The 16,864-nt window shown below is 55.2% G+C and carries 12 protein-coding genes and 1 pseudogene; 7 read left to right on the top strand and 6 right to left on the bottom strand.

Annotated features, from left to right (window positions below; translation table 11 throughout):
- Positions 1-501: 501 nt before the first annotated feature.
- Positions 502-1,116 carry a dTMP kinase gene (locus ACIQVE_RS22945; protein ID WP_402812573.1) on the bottom strand — a complete coding sequence of 205 codons (615 nt, stop codon included), beginning with the start codon at positions 1,114-1,116 and terminating at the stop codon, positions 502-504.
- 5 nt (positions 1,117-1,121) lie between these two features.
- Positions 1,122-1,637, bottom strand: coding sequence for an Lrp/AsnC family transcriptional regulator (locus tag ACIQVE_RS22940; protein ID WP_402812570.1), 516 nt, complete (start codon positions 1,635-1,637; stop codon positions 1,122-1,124).
- Between the two features lie 119 nt (positions 1,638-1,756).
- Between ACIQVE_RS22940 and ACIQVE_RS22935 the strand changes: the two genes are divergently transcribed.
- The 3 genes from ACIQVE_RS22935 to ACIQVE_RS22925 all read left to right on the top strand — a co-directional run bounded on the left by ACIQVE_RS22935 (position 1,757) and on the right by ACIQVE_RS22925 (position 5,455).
- Complete coding sequence (locus ACIQVE_RS22935; protein ID WP_402812568.1) at positions 1,757-2,791, top strand: histone deacetylase family protein; 1,035 nt, start codon at positions 1,757-1,759, stop codon at positions 2,789-2,791.
- Between the two features lie 50 nt (positions 2,792-2,841).
- A complete protein-coding gene (locus tag ACIQVE_RS22930) occupies positions 2,842-3,894 on the top strand; it encodes an ornithine cyclodeaminase (protein ID WP_402812565.1) in 1,053 nt (350 codons plus the stop codon).
- A 145-nt stretch (positions 3,895-4,039) separates the two neighbouring features.
- Positions 4,040-5,455 (top strand): amino acid permease, encoded by a 1,416-nt coding sequence (locus tag ACIQVE_RS22925; protein WP_402812562.1) that lies wholly within the window; start codon positions 4,040-4,042, stop codon positions 5,453-5,455.
- Positions 5,456-5,856: 401 nt separating this feature from the next.
- Here the strand turns inward: ACIQVE_RS22925 and ACIQVE_RS22920 are convergent, their stop codons facing one another.
- The 3 genes from ACIQVE_RS22920 to ACIQVE_RS22910 all read right to left on the bottom strand — a co-directional run bounded on the left by ACIQVE_RS22920 (position 5,857) and on the right by ACIQVE_RS22910 (position 12,455).
- On the bottom strand, positions 5,857-7,983 hold the full coding sequence (locus ACIQVE_RS22920; RefSeq protein WP_402812559.1) for a TonB-dependent siderophore receptor: 2,127 nt from the start codon (positions 7,981-7,983) through the stop codon (positions 5,857-5,859).
- Positions 7,984-8,160: 177 nt separating this feature from the next.
- Entirely contained in the window at positions 8,161-11,253 is a 3,093-nt protein-coding gene (locus tag ACIQVE_RS22915; protein WP_402812557.1) for an efflux RND transporter permease subunit, read from the bottom strand.
- The gene (locus ACIQVE_RS22910; protein WP_402812554.1) at positions 11,250-12,455 is read right to left on the bottom strand and encodes an efflux RND transporter periplasmic adaptor subunit; all 1,206 of its coding nucleotides are present in this window, start codon (positions 12,453-12,455) and stop codon (positions 11,250-11,252) included. The genes ACIQVE_RS22915 and ACIQVE_RS22910 overlap by 4 nt, the downstream gene beginning before the upstream one ends.
- A 42-nt stretch (positions 12,456-12,497) precedes the next feature.
- On the opposite strand from ACIQVE_RS22910, the gene ACIQVE_RS22905 reads away from it, so the two are divergent.
- The 4 genes and pseudogenes from ACIQVE_RS22905 to ACIQVE_RS22890 all read left to right on the top strand — a co-directional run bounded on the left by ACIQVE_RS22905 (position 12,498) and on the right by ACIQVE_RS22890 (position 16,112).
- Positions 12,498-13,607: a MipA/OmpV family protein gene (locus ACIQVE_RS22905; RefSeq protein ID WP_402812551.1), complete on the top strand. Its 1,110-nt coding sequence runs from the start codon at positions 12,498-12,500 to the stop codon at positions 13,605-13,607.
- A gap of 416 nt (positions 13,608-14,023) precedes the next feature.
- Positions 14,024-14,329 (top strand): annotated as a pseudogene (locus ACIQVE_RS22900) (response regulator); the annotation flags it as partial.
- A gap of 278 nt (positions 14,330-14,607) precedes the next feature.
- Positions 14,608-14,736, top strand: a complete 129-nt coding sequence (locus tag ACIQVE_RS22895; RefSeq protein ID WP_402812576.1) for a hypothetical protein — start codon at positions 14,608-14,610, stop codon at positions 14,734-14,736.
- On the top strand, positions 14,733-16,112 hold the full coding sequence (locus tag ACIQVE_RS22890; protein WP_402812548.1) for a sensor histidine kinase: 1,380 nt from the start codon (positions 14,733-14,735) through the stop codon (positions 16,110-16,112). The genes ACIQVE_RS22895 and ACIQVE_RS22890 overlap by 4 nt, the downstream gene beginning before the upstream one ends.
- A gap of 109 nt (positions 16,113-16,221) precedes the next feature.
- Here ACIQVE_RS22890 and ACIQVE_RS22885 read toward each other — a convergent pair whose 3' ends face one another.
- Positions 16,222-16,740: an SgcJ/EcaC family oxidoreductase gene (locus ACIQVE_RS22885; protein WP_402812545.1), complete on the bottom strand. Its 519-nt coding sequence runs from the start codon at positions 16,738-16,740 to the stop codon at positions 16,222-16,224.
- Positions 16,741-16,864 lie beyond the last annotated feature (124 nt).

The following is a 16,864-nucleotide window of genomic DNA, read 5'->3' as shown; positions in this document are numbered from 1 at the left end:
AACTGGGTTCGACCCCATCAATTTAACGGTGGGCTGGCGCCAGCTCGGGCCGAAGAAAAACTTAACGTCGTGTCCGGGATTAGTTGACCACTACAACTGAAGGCTGGCTCAATATGTACGAGGGAGTGCGTTGAAAGGCCCAGATGTTGCCAAAATGCTTTCCGCGATTAGTAAAACTATGCGTTCTAGACTTTGCTTTTGGCATAAGCCCATCCTCCTTAGCGCAAGGCGTCGTAAGAAAAGATGGGTCTATTTTGGTCTCTTGTGAGCGCCGAGGCGCAAAGTGGAATAGCCCAGTGGCAGCTTAGTGCTTCCCGCGAAAGCAGCTATAACCAATCGCTATAAAAAGATTAATTTTTGGGCAGTCAGCCAATCTATTTTTTACCGACTAAAGATTTGCACTGGAAGATAAAGTCTGAAATTGTCAAAAAACTCTTAAGATACATTACGTTGAGAGGGTACTGATTTTTTTATTTTTAGTTCGGTGTGCTGGTACCACTTCTACATCCCAAGCACCTCATAGATCTCAGAAACCACCTGCAGCGTCGCATCTCCAATCGTTCCTTCATTCCGGCATAGAACCCAGCCATGATCGGTGATCGCTTTTTCGAACGACGCGGTGCACGCAACGTGCTCTGCGTATTTCTGGATCACAGTGCCGCCCAGTCCTCGCGAACGTGTCGCTGCCCTTGCCCATGAAATTTCCGGGCTGGTGACGACGCCGACATGCAGGTCTGGCACTCGTACGCCTCGATCCATGTTCAGTTGGAGAATGTCGGCAAACGGGACTGTTTGTCGAAACGCGGCATCAGATGGGTACCAGCGATCGATCAAGATGATGCTGTCGGCTGGCTGTTTAGCCAACACGTGCCCGGAAATCCAGGCACGGCTATCAGCCAAGCGCTCACATACCGCCAACTCCAAATCCCGGGTGGGACTTCTGACGAGTTGGTTAACGAGGGCCATTGTTTCACCCCTGTAGGGATCGCTTTTTTTCTCGCAAAGTCGGATCACCTTTTTATTATCTGCCCTCAGTACTTTCGTCACGGCCTCCAACAGTGTGGTTTTACCGGTCCCCTTGGGCCCATCCATAGAGACGAACAGCTGACGATTCATTGTTCTCATTCGATTGATGTACGGTTTTTGCTCGATTGGGGTATCGCAATACGGCTACTGGTTTTGACCTCGCGTAACGCCAGACTCGACTGAATGGATGCAATACCCACCTGACGCCTGAGCACCTGTTCGATAAAGTCACTGTAGCTATCAAGATCCTCTGCCAACACCTGAAGAACGTAATCGGCATCGCCGGTGATCTTGTGGCAGGACAACACCTCGGGCAATTGCGCTATTACCGCCTCGAACGCATCAGGAGCGTGATCGGCGTGAGTGGAAAAACGGATGTGCACGAACGCCATGATATCCAGCCCCAGCATTCGTCGATCAAGGTTCGCCTGATAACCCTTGATAACGCCCGCCTCCTCCATTCTTTTGCGCCGCCGCCAGCAAGGCGTCAGGCTTAACGACAAGCGTTCACTGAGCTCTGCGTTGGAGATGCTCGCATCTTCCTGCAGCAACTGAAGTATCGCCAAGTCAGTGTCGTCAAGACTGATGCGTTTGGATAATTTTTTCTGCATTGCGTCGTTCCTGAGTAAAAACGCCCGATTAATTCAGTAAATCACGAAAACAAAGCAAAGAAAGCGCATCCATGCCGGAACAGAATATTTGCACTGGCCCACATTAACGGATGCGCAGAATGTTTACAGTTTTCAGTGATTCCCACCGCTTGCACCACGGCACCGAATTGAAAGACGGCGTACTCAAGCCGTCGTTTGAACAGCCCAGTCGGGCCGATACCGTTCATAGCCGCGTCAAGCAGGTTGGCCTTGGACAGATCATCGAACCGCGCGCGTTTGATCGGTCGTGCTACGTCAATGCGCACAGCGAGCGCTACGTCAGTTTTCTGGAAAGCGCCTGGACACAATGGCGCGCAACAGGACGTACCCACGATGCCTTGCCGCTGGTGTGGCCAGTGCGTGACCTGTCCAATGAGCAAGTGCCGAGTTTCATCGACGGTAAGCTGGGCTTCTACGCCATGGATGCCGGCTCGCCAATTACCGCGACTACCTGGCAAGCGGTGAAAACCAGCGCCGATATCGCTCTCACAGGCTTGGCATTGATCAATGAAGGTCACGACAGTGCCTTTGCCCTGTGTCGTCCGCCCGGTCATCACGCGGCGCGTGAGTACATGGGGGGTTACTGCTATCTCAATAACGCGGCCATTGCTGCGCAACAAGCCATTACTCAAGGTGCCAAACGTGTTGCGGTACTGGATGTCGACTTCCATCACGGCAATGGTACCCAGAACATTTTTTACGAGCGCAGCGACGTCATGTTTGTGTCGCTACATGGCGAACCCACTGTGTCCTATCCGTACTACTCAGGTTTCAGCCACGAAGTCGGCGCTGGCCAGGGCGAAGGTTACAACCTCAACTATCCGCTCCCTAAAAACACCACTTGGGAAAGTTACCGCAACGCCCTGCTCCACGCGTGCAAAAAACTCCAGCAGTTCGCACCTGAAGTACTGGCGATCTCGTTGGGCGTCGACACGTTCAAGGACGATCCCATCAGCCACTTCCTTCTGGAAAGTGAAGACTTCATCGGCATCGGTGAGCTGATTGCGAGTGTTGGTTGCCCCACCCTGTTCGTGATGGAAGGCGGCTACATGGTTGATGAAATCGGGATCAATGCGGTCAACGTGCTTCACGGTTTCGAAAGCAAACGCGCCTGAGCAATCCCTTGCTTTACAGCCTTTCAATTAAAGAATCGGAGAATAACAACATGACACTTTTTATCGATGTCGACGATGCCGCACGCCTGTTTACCAAGGTCGGAATACGCCGGGCCATCCGCGAAATGGCGGCTTACATCAAGGCGGATTATTCGCGTTGGGCCGACTTCGACAAGTCGCCACGCACTGCCAATCATTCCGCAGACGGTGTGATCGAGTTGATGCCCACCGACGATGGCCAGCAGTATTCGTTCAAATACGTGAACGGCCACCCGGACAATGGTCAGAGGGATTTGCTGACGGTCATGGCCTTCGGTCTCCTTGCTGATGTGCACAGTGGGTATCCAACCCTGCTTAGCGAGCTGACATTGACGACTGCAGTGCGCACCGCTGCGACCTCCGCACTGGTGGCGCAATCCTTGGCGCGCCGAGATGCCACCTCGATGGCAATCATCGGCAATGGTGCCCAGAGTGAATTCCAGGTCTTGGCTTTTCATGAAATGTTGGGCATCAATGAAATCCGAATCTTCGATATTGATCGCGACGCTTCACTCAAGTTGAAGCACAACCTCGCTGCATTCCCTGAGATCGAAGTGATTCTCGCCAGCTCTGTGAAAGAGGCGGTCAAGGGTGCGCATATCGTCACCACAGTCACCGCCGACAAAGCTTACGCAACAATTTTGACCCCCGAGATGATCGAGCCCGGCATGCATATCAATGCTGTCGGCGGTGACTGCCCGGGTAAAACCGAACTGCACGCGGACATCCTGCGCAACGCACGGGTCATCGTGGAGTTCGAAGCGCAAACACGAATTGAAGGCGATATCCAACAGTTGGAAGCCGACTCTCCCGTCGTCGAATTTTTCCGAATAGTGTCAGGCGAAGTTCCCGGACGCGAGAACGATACGCAGGTCACGGTCTTCGATTCGGTGGGCTTTGCCTTAGAGGACTTTTCGTCGCTGCGCTACCTGAACGACTTGGCTCAGGAACAGGAAATCGGTAAGCGCATCCATCTGGTACCGACGCCGACCAACATCAAAAACCTCTATCAATTGCTGGATCAACAACCGGCAAAACCATCGCATCTGCGCACAGCCAGTTGATCGGTAGGACATCGCCCCCAAGCGGCACATTCACCGTCAACAACACCCAAAAACGCGACCGTTATTAGCCGCCGCATCTCTAACAAGAACGCTAGACACCTACTTTCTGCCAAAACTCAAAAACATAAAATCAAGAGGTTTTGAAATGAAATCGAATCCGTCGGGGCTGGTTGAACAGCCCGCGCTACAGCGCACCCTCAGTAATCGTCACATTCAATTAATGGCCATGGGTGGTGCCATCGGTACCGGCCTTTTCATGGGCTCCGGGAAGATCATCGCCCTGTCCGGCACCTCGATCATCCTCATCTATATGATCATTGGTCTGTTCGTTTTTTTCGTCATGCGTGCCATGGGGGAAATGCTGCTTTCCAACTTGAACTTTAAAACCTTTGCGGATTTCGCCGGCGCCTACCTGGGCCCGCGTGCGGCATTCTTTCTTGGCTGGTCGTACTGGCTGAGTTGGAGTGTTGCAGTCATAGGCGATGCTGTCGTGGTGGGCGGTTTTTTTCAGTATTGGTTTCCCGATGTCCCTGCGTGGATTCCGGCGATTGGCATGCTGGCGACACTGTTCGCTCTAAATGTCCTGACGGTCAGGCTTTTCGGTGAGGTGGAGTTCTGGTTCGCGATCATCAAGATAATCGCCGTCGTTACTCTGATTGGCGTCAGCCTGGTGCTGATTGCCACTTCCTTTGTCTCACCAAGCGGTGTCACCGCATCTCTGAATCATCTGGTGGATAAACAGGCTGCTTTTCCTAATGGTTTATTTGGCTTCTTCGCCGGTTTTCAGATGGCGATCTTCTCGTTTGCCGGCACCGAGTTAATCGGCACAGCAGCAGCGGAAACCCGCTCCCCCGATAAAACGCTGCCTAAAGCAATCAACTCTATTCCGCTTCGAATTATCTTGTTCTACGTACTGGCACTGATCTGCATTATTGCCGTGACTTCCTGGCATCAGGTTTCGCCGACCAAGAGCCCTTTTGTGGAATTGTTTCTGGTTGCAGGATTTCCAGCCGCTGCCGGCATCGTCAACTTTGTGGTGCTGACATCCGCCGCCTCATCAGCCAATAGTGGCGTTTTTTCTTCAAGCCGCATGCTATTTGGACTGGCCAGCAACGACAACGCACCGAGGATTTTCCGACGATTGTCGAGCAACAGCGTGCCTCTTCTCAGCCTGGCGTTCACCACATTTCTGATGCTGATTGGCGTGCTGGTATTGTTCATCGTTCCGGAAGTCATGACAGCGTTCACCATCGTCTCGACGGTGTCAGCGATCTTGGTGATCTTCACTTGGTCAACCATCCTTGCGTCTTACATTGCCTACCGTAAAAAGCGGCCTGAGTTACATGCGCAATCTGCTTTCAAGATGCCTGGCGGCGTTCCGATGGCTTGGTTGTCCCTGGCCTTCCTGGGCTTTGTGCTTTGCCTGCTAGGGTTGCGGCCTGACACTCGTATCGCCCTGATGGTCATGCCCGGATGGTTCGTGTGGCTGGCAATTGCTTATCAACTGACCCGCGCCAAGAAGCCTGAGTCAGCCCTTGTTTCGGCAAGTAATCACAGTTGATGCACTGCTAAAACCTGTCCGTGTCGATGCAGTAAACCGAGTTTGATCGACGTGGCATTTGTGCCGCTATGGGATTGGACGCTGCACGAAAATCCACTAACAAGATTGCGCCCGCTGGGCTCATACAAAAAAGGCCCTGAAAGTAATGCTGTTCACTTAAGGCTGACGCTGTACCTGTGGCGAGGGGATTCAGCGAAACGTCGCACCGCCCCGTTGGGTTGCGCCGCAGCCCCAAAACCTCCGAATGCGGTACACCTGAAACAGCGCGTTTGCTGGATATGGGGCTGCTGCGCAACCCAACGGGGATGAATCCCCTCGCCACAGGTACAGTGTCATCTCTAAGTGAACAGCATTACGCCCTGGAAGGGCCTTTTGAATTCACACCAGATTAACCGGGCCGTCTACAGGGTGTAAGAAACACCGACTTGAACTGTTCTCGGCTCACCAGGGTAAGCGTAGACATTGCCAAAGGCGCCTTCTTCATAGTCCCGGTCGAAGACATTCTTCACATCAAGATTCAGCCTGATCTTGTCGTTGATCTTGTAGAAGCTGAGCAAATCGACGACGGTGTAACTGCCCATCGAAAACGCCGTGTTAGCCGTCTGGCCAGCACGTTCGTCGACGTACTTACCGCCTACGCCCAAACCCAAGCCTTTCAGATTGCCATCCTGGAATTCGTAAATATTGAGCAGGCTGAAGCTGTTCTTGGGAATGTTCATCAGTCGTGTGCCCGACTGGATGACATTGTCCTTGGTGACTTCGGCGTCCACATAGGCATAGCCGCCAATCACCCGCCACTCTGGGGTTACGTTGCCTGCCACGTTCAGATCAAAACCACGGCTGCGCACTTCGCCAGCCGCCACGCTGAAAGTAGAGTCCACGGGATCAGTGGTGAGGACGTTTTGTTTCTCAATCTGGTAGATCGCCGCGTCAACACTCAACTGGCGATCCAGTGCTTCCCATTTGATCCCCATCTCATAAGACTTACCCTTTTCCGGCTCAAAACCGCCGCCCTGCCGACTCGCTCCCGTATTGGGTTTGAATGAGCGAGCGGTGTTGGCATACACCGCGACGGTATCGGTAAGGTCATAAAGTAATCCGAGACGCGGGGTCACCGCATTGTCGCTGGCCTCCCAGTTTTTGCCCCCCGGCACATAGGTTTCATAGTCATGTTCGAAACGCTCGAAACGGGCACCCGCCAAAACCTTCAGGCGCTCAGTCAGTGCCACTTGGTCCTGGACGAAGGCGGCGTAGGTCTTGAGATTTTCTTTGTCGTGGGTCGGCGTGCGGGTCAGGGCGGGACGAGGTTGACCATATACCGGATTGAAGATATCAATCGGGTAGGCGCTTACCGCTCCACTGGAACGCTGGATGATGGACTTGTAGTCGTAATCCTCGTACTCGATTCCGGTCAACAGCGTGTGATCGAAGCCACCGGTGGAGAAATGTCCGGTGAGGTTCAGTTGAGTGTCCTTGTCCGTCCACTCCAGTTTGCGATAGTTGAAGTTGCGCCCCAACGTGCGCCCGTCGGCAGCGATGCCATTCGCTTCAACGGCATTGCCCTGCAAGGTGCCATCGAGCCATTGGAAACCACCGCCCAATGTCCAGTTGTCGCTTAGCAGATGTTCGAAACGCAGCTGCGCCATGTTGTTGTCGTTGTGCAATTTGCCAACGCTTTTTTCGCCAAAGAAGGTATCGCGAGAGGCGGTGCCAATCTGCGTCGGATAGCGCGTGACGCCACGATCCAGCGGGTGATTATTGCGCATGAAATCGCCCTCGAAGATCACCTTGGTATCGTCGTTGGCCTGCCAGGAAATAACCGGCGTCACACCGTAGCGTTCGGTTTCAACATGATCACGGAAGGTATCACCGCCCTCACCCACCACGTTCAAGCGATAGGCCAGGCGGCCCTCTTCGTCGAGCGGGCCGGAAGCATCCAGCGTGCCACGCTTCATACCCTGATCATCGAGTTGGCTACCCAGTGTCACGGTGCGCTCCGGCAAAGGCTGTTTGGAGACCACATTGAACGTGCCACCAGGATCACCACGGCCATAGAGAGTAGTCGCGGGGCCTCGCAGTACTTCCAGACGCTCGATGGTGTTCGCATCTGGCATGTTCGGGTAACCACGGTTGATCGGGAAACCGTTGCGATAGAACTCCCCGGTGGTAAATCCACGCACCGTGAAAGTTGTCAGTCCCTGGCCTCCGAAGTTATTGGCCCGCCCTACCCCGCCGGCGTAATCAAGCGCGTCCTGAAGGCGAGTAGCCCCGATATCTTCGACCACATCTTTGGTCACCACGCTGACTGACTGCGGCGTTTCATGTATCGACGTGTCGGTTCGCGTCGCGCTGGCAGAACGCGTGGCTCGGTAGCCCTTCACCGGCCCTTGGGCCGCTTCGTACTCCGATGTACCGACGATGTCGGTCGCCTGCAACTCCAGAATGGTTGTACCGGATGTCGCCTGCTCCGCCCAGGAGGAAGCGGAAAACGCCTGAAGCACACAGATAGAAATCAGAGTACGACGCATCGAGGAAGCCTTGATTAAATAGCCAAATGGGACGGCATACGTGCCAATAATTCGCGGGAAATAATATATTACATTGCGAGTATTTGATACGTATTCGCATTTGTATTTTTTTCAACGCCGCTTGTCCTTTACGGTGCGCGTGATTGAACTGGTCGGCGCGGCTTACATGTGGGTGAGTTACGCGCCGGCGCGAGCCGTTGAATCGAGGGCCGGTGCGTTAAACGCGAGCAACCTGCGTATCCGCCCTTGCACCCCGTCCATATAAGAAAACACCACTGGGACGACAAGCAAACTCAGCGCGGTGGACGTAATCAAGCCACCAATTACTGCCACCGCCATGGGTTGGCGAAAGCTCGCATCGGCACCCATTCCCAACCCAATCGGCAGCATCCCGGCAATCATTGCGATGGTTGTCATCACAATCGGTCGTGCACGCTTGTGGCATGCGTCAAGCAACGCGTCATTCAGGCGCAGACCTTGTTCACGCATCGTCACAATCGTGTACTCGACAAGCAAAATCGAGTTCTTGGTCACGATCCCCATCAGCATGATCAGCCCGATCATTGACGGGATACTCAACTCACTCCCCGCGACCAACAGGCCAACAAAAGCACCGCCCAGTGACAGAGGAATGGCGGAAAGAATAGTGACCGGGTGCAGAAAATCCTTGAAGAGCAGTACCAGAACGCAGTACACGCACACGACACCGATAAGGCTGGCCAATCCAAAGCCTGACCCCAGTTCTTCCATCAGTTCAGCATCATCAGCCTGAACTATCTGCACGCTGGATGGCATGGCACGCGCGGTCGGCAACGCCAACGTATCCGCCAGCGCCTGGCCCAGAGGCGCTCCACCCAGTTCAGCGCTGATCGTGACGTAGCGGCGCCGATCGTAGCGTTCAATCTGTGCGGGGCCGCTACCAACATCGAAGTGCGCAACACTGCCCAGCGGCACGAGCCCATCCCGGCCTCGCACGCGAAGATGGCTTAAAGATTCGACGTCTTGCTGAACAATATCTGGCAGGCGTGTGCGGATATACACCTGTCGGTTATCAAGATTGAGCCGTGCAAGTCGAGAGTCTGTATCGCCTGCGGTAGCGATTCGTACCGTCTCCCCTATCGCAGCGGTGCTGACGCCCTGCTCCGCCGCCCTCACCAGATCAGGCCTGACTGTAATTTCCGGTCGCTCAAGGCTTGCCGTTGAGCTGACGTTAAACAGGTCGCGTACACCTCGCAGTTCTGATTCCAGCGCTTTTGCCGTGGCTTCAAGTGCGACGGCATCATCACTGGTCAAAATGATCGACATCTGTTCGCCAATGTTGCCGCTACCCACGGTGAAACGAGCGCCCGGTACCTTCTGTAATGCAGCGCGTATGGTGTTCTCAATCGACGTTTGATCGCCCCGCTCTGCACGCGGCATTAACGTCACATCCAATGCGCCTCGGCGTACGTCACCACCTTGCAGGTTATCGCTGTCACCCTGCCCAGCACCCACAGTTGACAGAACTTGTTGTACACCGGGCAACATGGCCAATTGGGCACGAGCAGCTTCGGCCGCTGTGAGCGTGTCCTGCAATGCACTGCCAGGAGGCAACTCGATACTGACCGTCGTGTAGCCACGATCCGAGGCCGGCATCAAGCCGGTGGGTAGATACGGTATGAGGGACAACGATCCGGCCATGAACCCGAACGTCATGACCAGCGTTGACTTGCGATGCATCAGACACCAGCGCGCCAAATGCAGATAGCTGCGCATCACGCGACCATCCGCGGGCTCTGGTGCACCGCCCGAATGAAGATGAGGCTTCAAAAAGTGCACCGCCATCATCGGCGTTATCAGTCGCGCCACCAGCAGCGACGCCAGTACTGCCACCACAGCGGTCCAGCCGAACTCTCTGAAAAACAGGCCCGGGACTCCCGCCATCATAGCGGTGGGCAGAAAAACCACGACCAGCGCCATCGTGGTCGCGATCACCGCCAGCGCAATCTCCGTAACGGCATCAGCCGTCGCCTGCCGCATGGTTTTGCCCATGCGTGCATGACGTTCGATATTCTCAACCTCCACGATTGCGTCATCGACCAGAATGCCGACTATCACCGCCAGTGCCAGCAAACTCACCGTATTGAGCGAGAAACCGAACCACGCCATGGCCGCGAACGTCGGGAGAATCGACAGCGGCAAGGCCGAGGCGGCTACCAACATCGCTCGCCAGTCCCGCAGGAACAACCAGACCACTAACACAGCCAGCAATGCGCCCTCGTACAGCATGAACAGCGAACCATCAAATTGCTCTTGGGTGTAATCAACGCTGTTGGTCACCAAGGTGGCCTGCATACCCGGCCGCTTCTCCTGCATTTCGGCCAGCGCTGCGTTTACACCGGTCGCAATCCGGGTGACGTCCTGGCCCTTGGAGGGATAGATCCGGAAGCCTACAACGGGCTTGCCGTCCAACAGTGCAATCTGGCTGCGTTCAGCGATCGTGTCCGTTACCGTTGCCAACTGATCGAGCCGCACTGATCGTCCGTCCGCCAGGGCAATCGGCAAGGCGGACAGTTCGCCAGCGTGGCCAGCCAATGAGATCGTCCGCACCGCTTGTTCGCCGCCTCCGAGTTTGGCGCGCCCACCGGAGCTTTGCTGCTGAACATTGCCGAGTGCCAGTGAGACCTCACTGACAGTGGCCGCGTGGGCGATCAGAAGCGCCGGATCCAGGCTCACCCGGACCTCCCGCGTCACGCCTCCGATGCGTTCGAAACGACCGACGCCCTTGACCCCTAATACGGTCTTGGCAACGACGTCATCCACGAACCAGGAAAGCGCTTCTTCGTTCATGGTTGGCATGGCGATGGCGTAGGTTTGTATGGCCTCACTGCTGGCACGAACAGCGCTTACCTCAGGCTCCAGAAGATCGTCAGGCAAGTCTGAGCGCACTCGATCTACAGCATCTTTGGATTCCATCAACGCGTCGGACAGAGGCTTGCCCAGCTCGAACTCCACCGCGATGTTCACGCTGCTTTCAGTGATCAGGGTTCTTATGTGTTTGATCCTGTCCAGCGTTGCCAGCGAATCCTCGATCTTGCGCGCGACTTCGGTCTCGAGTTGGGCAGGCGCTGCGCCTGGTTGTGAAAGCGCTATTCGAACCACCGGCATATCAACGTCAGGCATGTCTTGAACAGGTAACTTCCACAGACCCCATAGGCCAGCCAAAGTCAGCAGTACAAACAACAGGATCGAGGGGATCGGATTGCGTATCGACCAGGTAGCCAGGTTCATCTCAAAGACCTCTGCGTGACAACCGTGGCAGGCGTCACAACGGGTGGTGTCTGGACAACCCTGACGCTATCGCCATCGTTAACGAAACCGGCGCCCTGCACCAGAACGCGATCCCCCTCGCTGAGCCCTTCCAGAATCTCGACGTTGTGAGTCTGGCGACGGCCGACTTTCACCGGCACAAGAGACGCCCTCGCGATATCTTGCTGCGCATCAAGCGTGAAAACATGGCTATGACCATCCCGGATAATGACGCTGCTGGCGGGAACGACTAGCGCATTTTGCTGGGTGACCTCTATACGCCCTTGTGCATACATGCCTGCGCGCGCCGTGCTGCCCGGTGTGATGTCCGCGTACACCGTTGCGAGGCGTGTTTGCGATTCGAGTGCGGGGGCCATTTGTCTGATCATGGCTTGGGCGACCAGACCATCTGGCAGCGCCAGCGTGATGTTCTGGCCGGCAGCCGTTTGCCCTAACTGCGCGGCGGTCAATTCGCCTCGCCACTCAAGCCGGTTGTGGCGGATCAGGCGAAACAGTTCCTCGCCGACCGCGCCCACCGCGCCAATCGTTGCACTGCGCGCACTGATAACGCCGTCATCAGGGGAAACGACCGTCGCGTACTTGACCTGTAACATCCCGGACGCCAGTTGCGCTTGACTGGATTCAACCTGCGCTGACGCGGTTTCGGCCTCGGTCACCGACTGCGATATGTCCTGCGCACTCATGGCCCCCATTTCTTTGAGCTTTAGTGCGCGATCGCGGTTGGCAATTGCCTGTGCAGCCTGCGCTTTTGCCTGTCGGACAGCGGCGTGCAATTGCGCAACCTCGGCACGCAAGGCTTCCGTTTCGAAACGAGCCAGCACTTGCCCCCGACGCACGACATCACCCGGACCAACGAGCAACTCGGTTAATCGCACCCCGCTGACCTGCCCGCCGATTACAGCCTCCTGCCACGGTGCGATCGCACCCGAAGCATTCAGGTGGACTGGCCATTCAATTATTCGTGCAGATGACTCAGTGACGGTCATTGCCGTCGAGGCAACAACCATTGGCTCAACAGGCTCGCTGTTCTGAAGAGAAAGCACTTGTAAGCAAACAGCCCCGACAACAAGGACCGCAAAAGCCACTAAGGCTACGACCGCTTTGTTGCGTTGGCGCTCGGCACGCGGTTTACCGGAATCAGGCGGATAAGTGTTTGTTGTCATGGCAGGAATGGGTTCTAGGCAAGAAGTGATGTTCGGTAATAAGTGCCGGCACTTCTGATCAGGGCTTACTCGTGCCTGATTTTTGTGGGCAATAGGAACCTACCGCCACGGTGTCGCAAGAATGTCGTCGATCTGGATGCACTTGATATCGGCGATCACTGCGACTGGCCAAAAGGGCCTGATCGTCAGATATCACTCAGCGGGGTTTTCTCTGGCTTCAGCGAAGTTGAACAACGACATTCTCACGACATGCCAAACGTACGCTTAAGACGCTTCAAACCTTGGGGAGACAGGCTCGGGCTGACACATTGTCTCGCCGCGTTGGCTGCCCCGTTCTTGAACCGATCAGCACCTTGGCTTTATATGATGATTAAATCCTGCTCAGTTTTAGCCTGCTTGCTCACCTTGCCAGCCCTCGCCATCGCGCAAACGGGATCACCGGCAGATTCCTCTGGTTTGGCCCTGGGGCTGGGCGTAGGGATATCGGAAAGTCCCTACGCCGGTGAAGGAACGAAAATCACGCCTTTGCCGTTAATTAATTATGAAGGCGAGCGATTTTTCGTACGCGGCCTCACCGCTGGCGCCCACTTGATGCACGATGAAAGTTTTGAACTGAACGTCATCGCGTCGCTTCGCACCGATGGTATTGATGCCAAGGATTTCGGGCGCAAGGAACTGGCTCGCAACGGTATCAACAGGGATCTGCTCGAAGATCGTGATAGCGGCGTGGACATGGGCCTTTCTGCATCATTACGTGGTGCGGCAGGCAAGTTGCAATTGACGGCAAAGTCAGACGTTAGCGGTGCAAGCGAAGGCTATGAGTTGTCGGCCAGGTACGGCTACGAATTTTCGATTGGTCGCGGCAGTCTTGAACCGACCATCGCCGTCAGCCATCTTTCCAAAGATTCAGCGAACTACTACTACGGCACCTTGAAAGACGAGGTTGCTCGCGGTGTCGTTGACTACAAGCCAGGTGCATCCACCATCCCTGAGTTAGGCCTGACGTACGTCCATCCAATCGGTGACAACTGGCGATTCGTGAGTTCTGTTCAATATAAATTCCTGCCGGGTGACATCACCGACAGCCCTCTTCTGGAAGATGACACCAGTGGCGCGGGATCAGTCATGTTCGGCATTTCAAGAGGCTTCTGATCAGCTGTTGTTTGCAGATCGCCCGACAGGCTTGCCAGCTGTGGGCGACATCACGTCTGGAACGTTCGCTGCCAACACCCCGACACGACATTCCTGCGACACCCCAGCAGTACGATTTGGTTTCTTCATTTACGGGCAGTCCAAACCTGACTCGATGTTTGGTCATGGTGCGAGCGCCGCCACTCTTGAAACCCTTCAGTACTCTGGCTTTACGATGAACAAATCCCGCACAACTCCAGCCTGAAACAACGCAATCAAGTGGAGTATCAATTTTCTCCTGCTAAGCGCTATTCTCGGCGCAATAGCCGCTGCGCTGACGTTTATTTTCTGGCTGTTACCGGCATGAGATTCAAATTGATAAGCCTGCACGATTCGGATTGCCCAGATGATTTTTCTGCTTTGGAAAGACCTGTCAAATGAACGTTAGCCTGAGCAAACCGGTATCTCTTCAGGTCCTTATCATCGAGGACAATCACTCGCTGGCAGCTAATATATTTGATTACCTGGAAGCCTGCGGTCACATCCCGGATGCAGCGCCCGATGGCCATTCAGGATTGAATCTGGCTATCCGGAATCGCTACGACGCAATCATCCTGGACTGGATGCTGCCGAGAATGGATGGCATGAGCGTATTGCGTAAACTGCGCGAGGAGCATGGCTGCGTAACGCCCATCATTATGCTCACGGCGAAGGATCAACTCGAAGGCAAGCTCTTGGGATTTGAAACGGGTGCCGACGACTATTTAGTCAAGCCTGTTGCACTGCCAGAACTGGAGATCAGGCTGCGTGTTCTGGTGAGTCGTGCGCAAGCAAGTGCGCGTGCCGACCGCACGATACGCGTCTGTGACTTGAGCTACGACCTCGACAGCCTCCAGGTAGCCCGAGGCAGCCGTAAAATAAGCCTGTCCGGGACTTTGAGAAACGTTCTGGAGTTACTGATGCTTGAGTCTCCGAGAATTTGCGGCGTGATCGCATCGAAGGCCTTATCTGGGGAGAGGACGTGCCCCAGGGAGACCTGCTCCGTTCATACATGCACTTGCTTCGAAGGGCTGTTGATCAGGATGGAGAAGAAAAGCTCCTGCATACAATTCCCGGCACAGGGTACCGCTTGGGCGGGAACGCTGTATGACCCTGCTTCGGCGCTTGCGCAGCATGCAGTGGTTGCTCAACGTCTGCTTCGCGATGTTCGGGCTGATGCTGACACTCGCGTTGTTGGTTCTGGGCAAACTGAGTCAGGGATTGGTCGATCATCCGATCTGGCAGCAGGTACTGGAGTCGAGTACTGAGAGCGCCCTCCACTCCTCTAGAGCTGATCTCGGCGACACGCTGCCCACCAAAGGCACCGTCAAAGGCTGGCTGCTGACTACCGAAGGCTCTCTGCCTACAGACATGCCCGCTTTTTTAGCAAACCTGACGCCTGGGTATTACAAGGAAAGTGAGCTGGACGGCATCCAGGACCCTTCCTCATATGCGGGCGTCATGTCCATTCTCACTCCGCGATGGGGGCCTTTTGCCGACGCGCCAGGTGACACCACTCGCCCGCGCAGCTACCAGGCATTGGTGACGTCCCTGCCCCAAGGTCGATTGATTATGGCGATCGATATGACCGAACTCGAAGATGAACAAAACAGAAGCGTTCAACTCAGCGTCCTGTTTCTGATTTTCAACTTCTTGATTATCTGTCTGTTGATATGGTGGCTTTATCTGAACTTGAGTCGCCCCGTTAAAGATCTGGCACAACGGATGCGTGCGCTAGCCCCGTTAAAACCGTCGCAACGCTTGCCCACTGCTTACCGTAACAGTGAGTTGAATACAATTGCGCAGGAGGCAAATGAGCATCTTGAACGAGTAGAACTTGCAGTCGAGCGCGAGCGAAGTTTGCTTGATCAAGCGAGCCACGAGTTCCGCACGCCGCTGGCAATTATCGCCGGCGCTGCCGATGTAATGACTGCCCTGCAACTGCCGCCACGGGCTATGCGCCCGCTTCATCGCATAGAGGAAGCGGTCGAAACACTCACTCAGATCATGGACGCGTTGCTATACCTTTCCCGCGAGCCCGGCCCCGAGGAGCGTAAACAAGTCACGATTCTGCATGCGCTTCTCCCGGAGCTGGTGCAGGACCATTCTTATTTGCTTGCCGGGAAACCGGTGCGGTTCGTATTAGGCCTCATGGAGCCGACGACGCTGAGAGCCCCCGAGTCGATGGTTCGTATCGCCGCCGGCAATTTGCTCAGAAACGCAGCGGAGCACACTCACGAAGGCGAAATACACGTATCCGTTGTGGATGGCATGCTATCGATTCGTGACTCAGGCTCAGGTTTCGATACCACTCAGATCGCTTATCGCTTTACGGAGTCATTGAGACAATCCGGGACACGGCCGGGCGGTTCAGGGCTGGGGTTGTTTCTTACCCAGCGCATTTGCGAAAGGTTTGGCTGGCGCCTGGTTCTGGAGTCGTCCGTTTCGGTGGGAACCTCTGCAACCATCTACTTGGATAAGCGGTAGTCGCTAGAACTCCAATTAACGTTGACCGGGTGGGTATTGCCCTTCCAACTGGCGTGAATGACAAAAATGTCCACATCCGCAAGGGACGTGGACATTTTTAATCAAGCCATTACTGCATGGCGTGTTTCACCTGCACTTCGGGCATCGCCGAAGAGTGGTGATTGAGGATCTTCCACTGACCTTCGACCTTTTCGTAAACGAAGGTGTAGCGCGCCTGGACGTGACGAACCTTACCGGTCGCCTCGGTCAGGGTGAAGGTATAGACGCCGCTGTCCATCGCCACGTTGCTGCCCAGTTGGCGGATTTCCCGATAGTTGATTTGACCCACCGGTTTGAGCGCCAGGAAGTGATCGAAGTAGTCCTTGATCTGCGCCGGTGTGCTGCGCACCTGGTTGGACACTGTTGGCTGCAACACCGCGTCCGGCGCATACAGATCGACTACCGATTGAACGTTACCTGTCTGCAAGGCGCTATTCCAACGGTCAAACAAACCGGCAATATCCCGGTCCTTCACGTTGGCAGGCGCTTGAGCCACGTCGCGGTAGACATAGGGTGCCGTTTCGGCAGCCTGAACAAACGGCGCGCTCAAGGCCATTATCAGGGCGATGGACAGAGTATTGATCTTCATTGCGAGACTCCAGTGTTGGTCGTTGAGATCACTTTGCCAATCCACCCACTCGCCGACATCGGCCAACCAGAGTCATTTAGCTATGCCATTTGGCAGATGGCGCCCAACACGGTTGCCAAGGTTT

Origin of the sequence: Pseudomonas sp. NPDC098747, assembly GCF_044760045.1 — a bacterium.
Lineage (GTDB): Bacteria > Pseudomonadota > Gammaproteobacteria > Pseudomonadales > Pseudomonadaceae > Aquipseudomonas.
Note: the sequence above shows the minus strand (reverse complement) of the source record. Positions and strands in the feature narration are given on the sequence as shown.

Coding starts and splice junctions, on each gene's coding strand:
- ACIQVE_RS22925 (WP_402812562.1), top strand. CDS start 4,040: ATGAAATCGAATCCGTCGGGGCTGGTTGAACAGCCCGCGCTACAGCGC.
- ACIQVE_RS22945 (WP_402812573.1), bottom strand. CDS start 1,116: ATGAATCGTCAGCTGTTCGTCTCTATGGATGGGCCCAAGGGGACCGGT.
- ACIQVE_RS22885 (WP_402812545.1), bottom strand. CDS start 16,740: ATGAAGATCAATACTCTGTCCATCGCCCTGATAATGGCCTTGAGCGCG.
- ACIQVE_RS22930 (WP_402812565.1), top strand. CDS start 2,842: ATGACACTTTTTATCGATGTCGACGATGCCGCACGCCTGTTTACCAAG.
- ACIQVE_RS22940 (WP_402812570.1), bottom strand. CDS start 1,637: ATGCAGAAAAAATTATCCAAACGCATCAGTCTTGACGACACTGACTTG.
- ACIQVE_RS22935 (WP_402812568.1), top strand. CDS start 1,757: ATGTTTACAGTTTTCAGTGATTCCCACCGCTTGCACCACGGCACCGAA.
- ACIQVE_RS22915 (WP_402812557.1), bottom strand. CDS start 11,253: ATGAACCTGGCTACCTGGTCGATACGCAATCCGATCCCCTCGATCCTG.
- ACIQVE_RS22890 (WP_402812548.1), top strand. CDS start 14,733: ATGACCCTGCTTCGGCGCTTGCGCAGCATGCAGTGGTTGCTCAACGTC.
- ACIQVE_RS22910 (WP_402812554.1), bottom strand. CDS start 12,455: ATGACAACAAACACTTATCCGCCTGATTCCGGTAAACCGCGTGCCGAG.
- ACIQVE_RS22920 (WP_402812559.1), bottom strand. CDS start 7,983: ATGCGTCGTACTCTGATTTCTATCTGTGTGCTTCAGGCGTTTTCCGCT.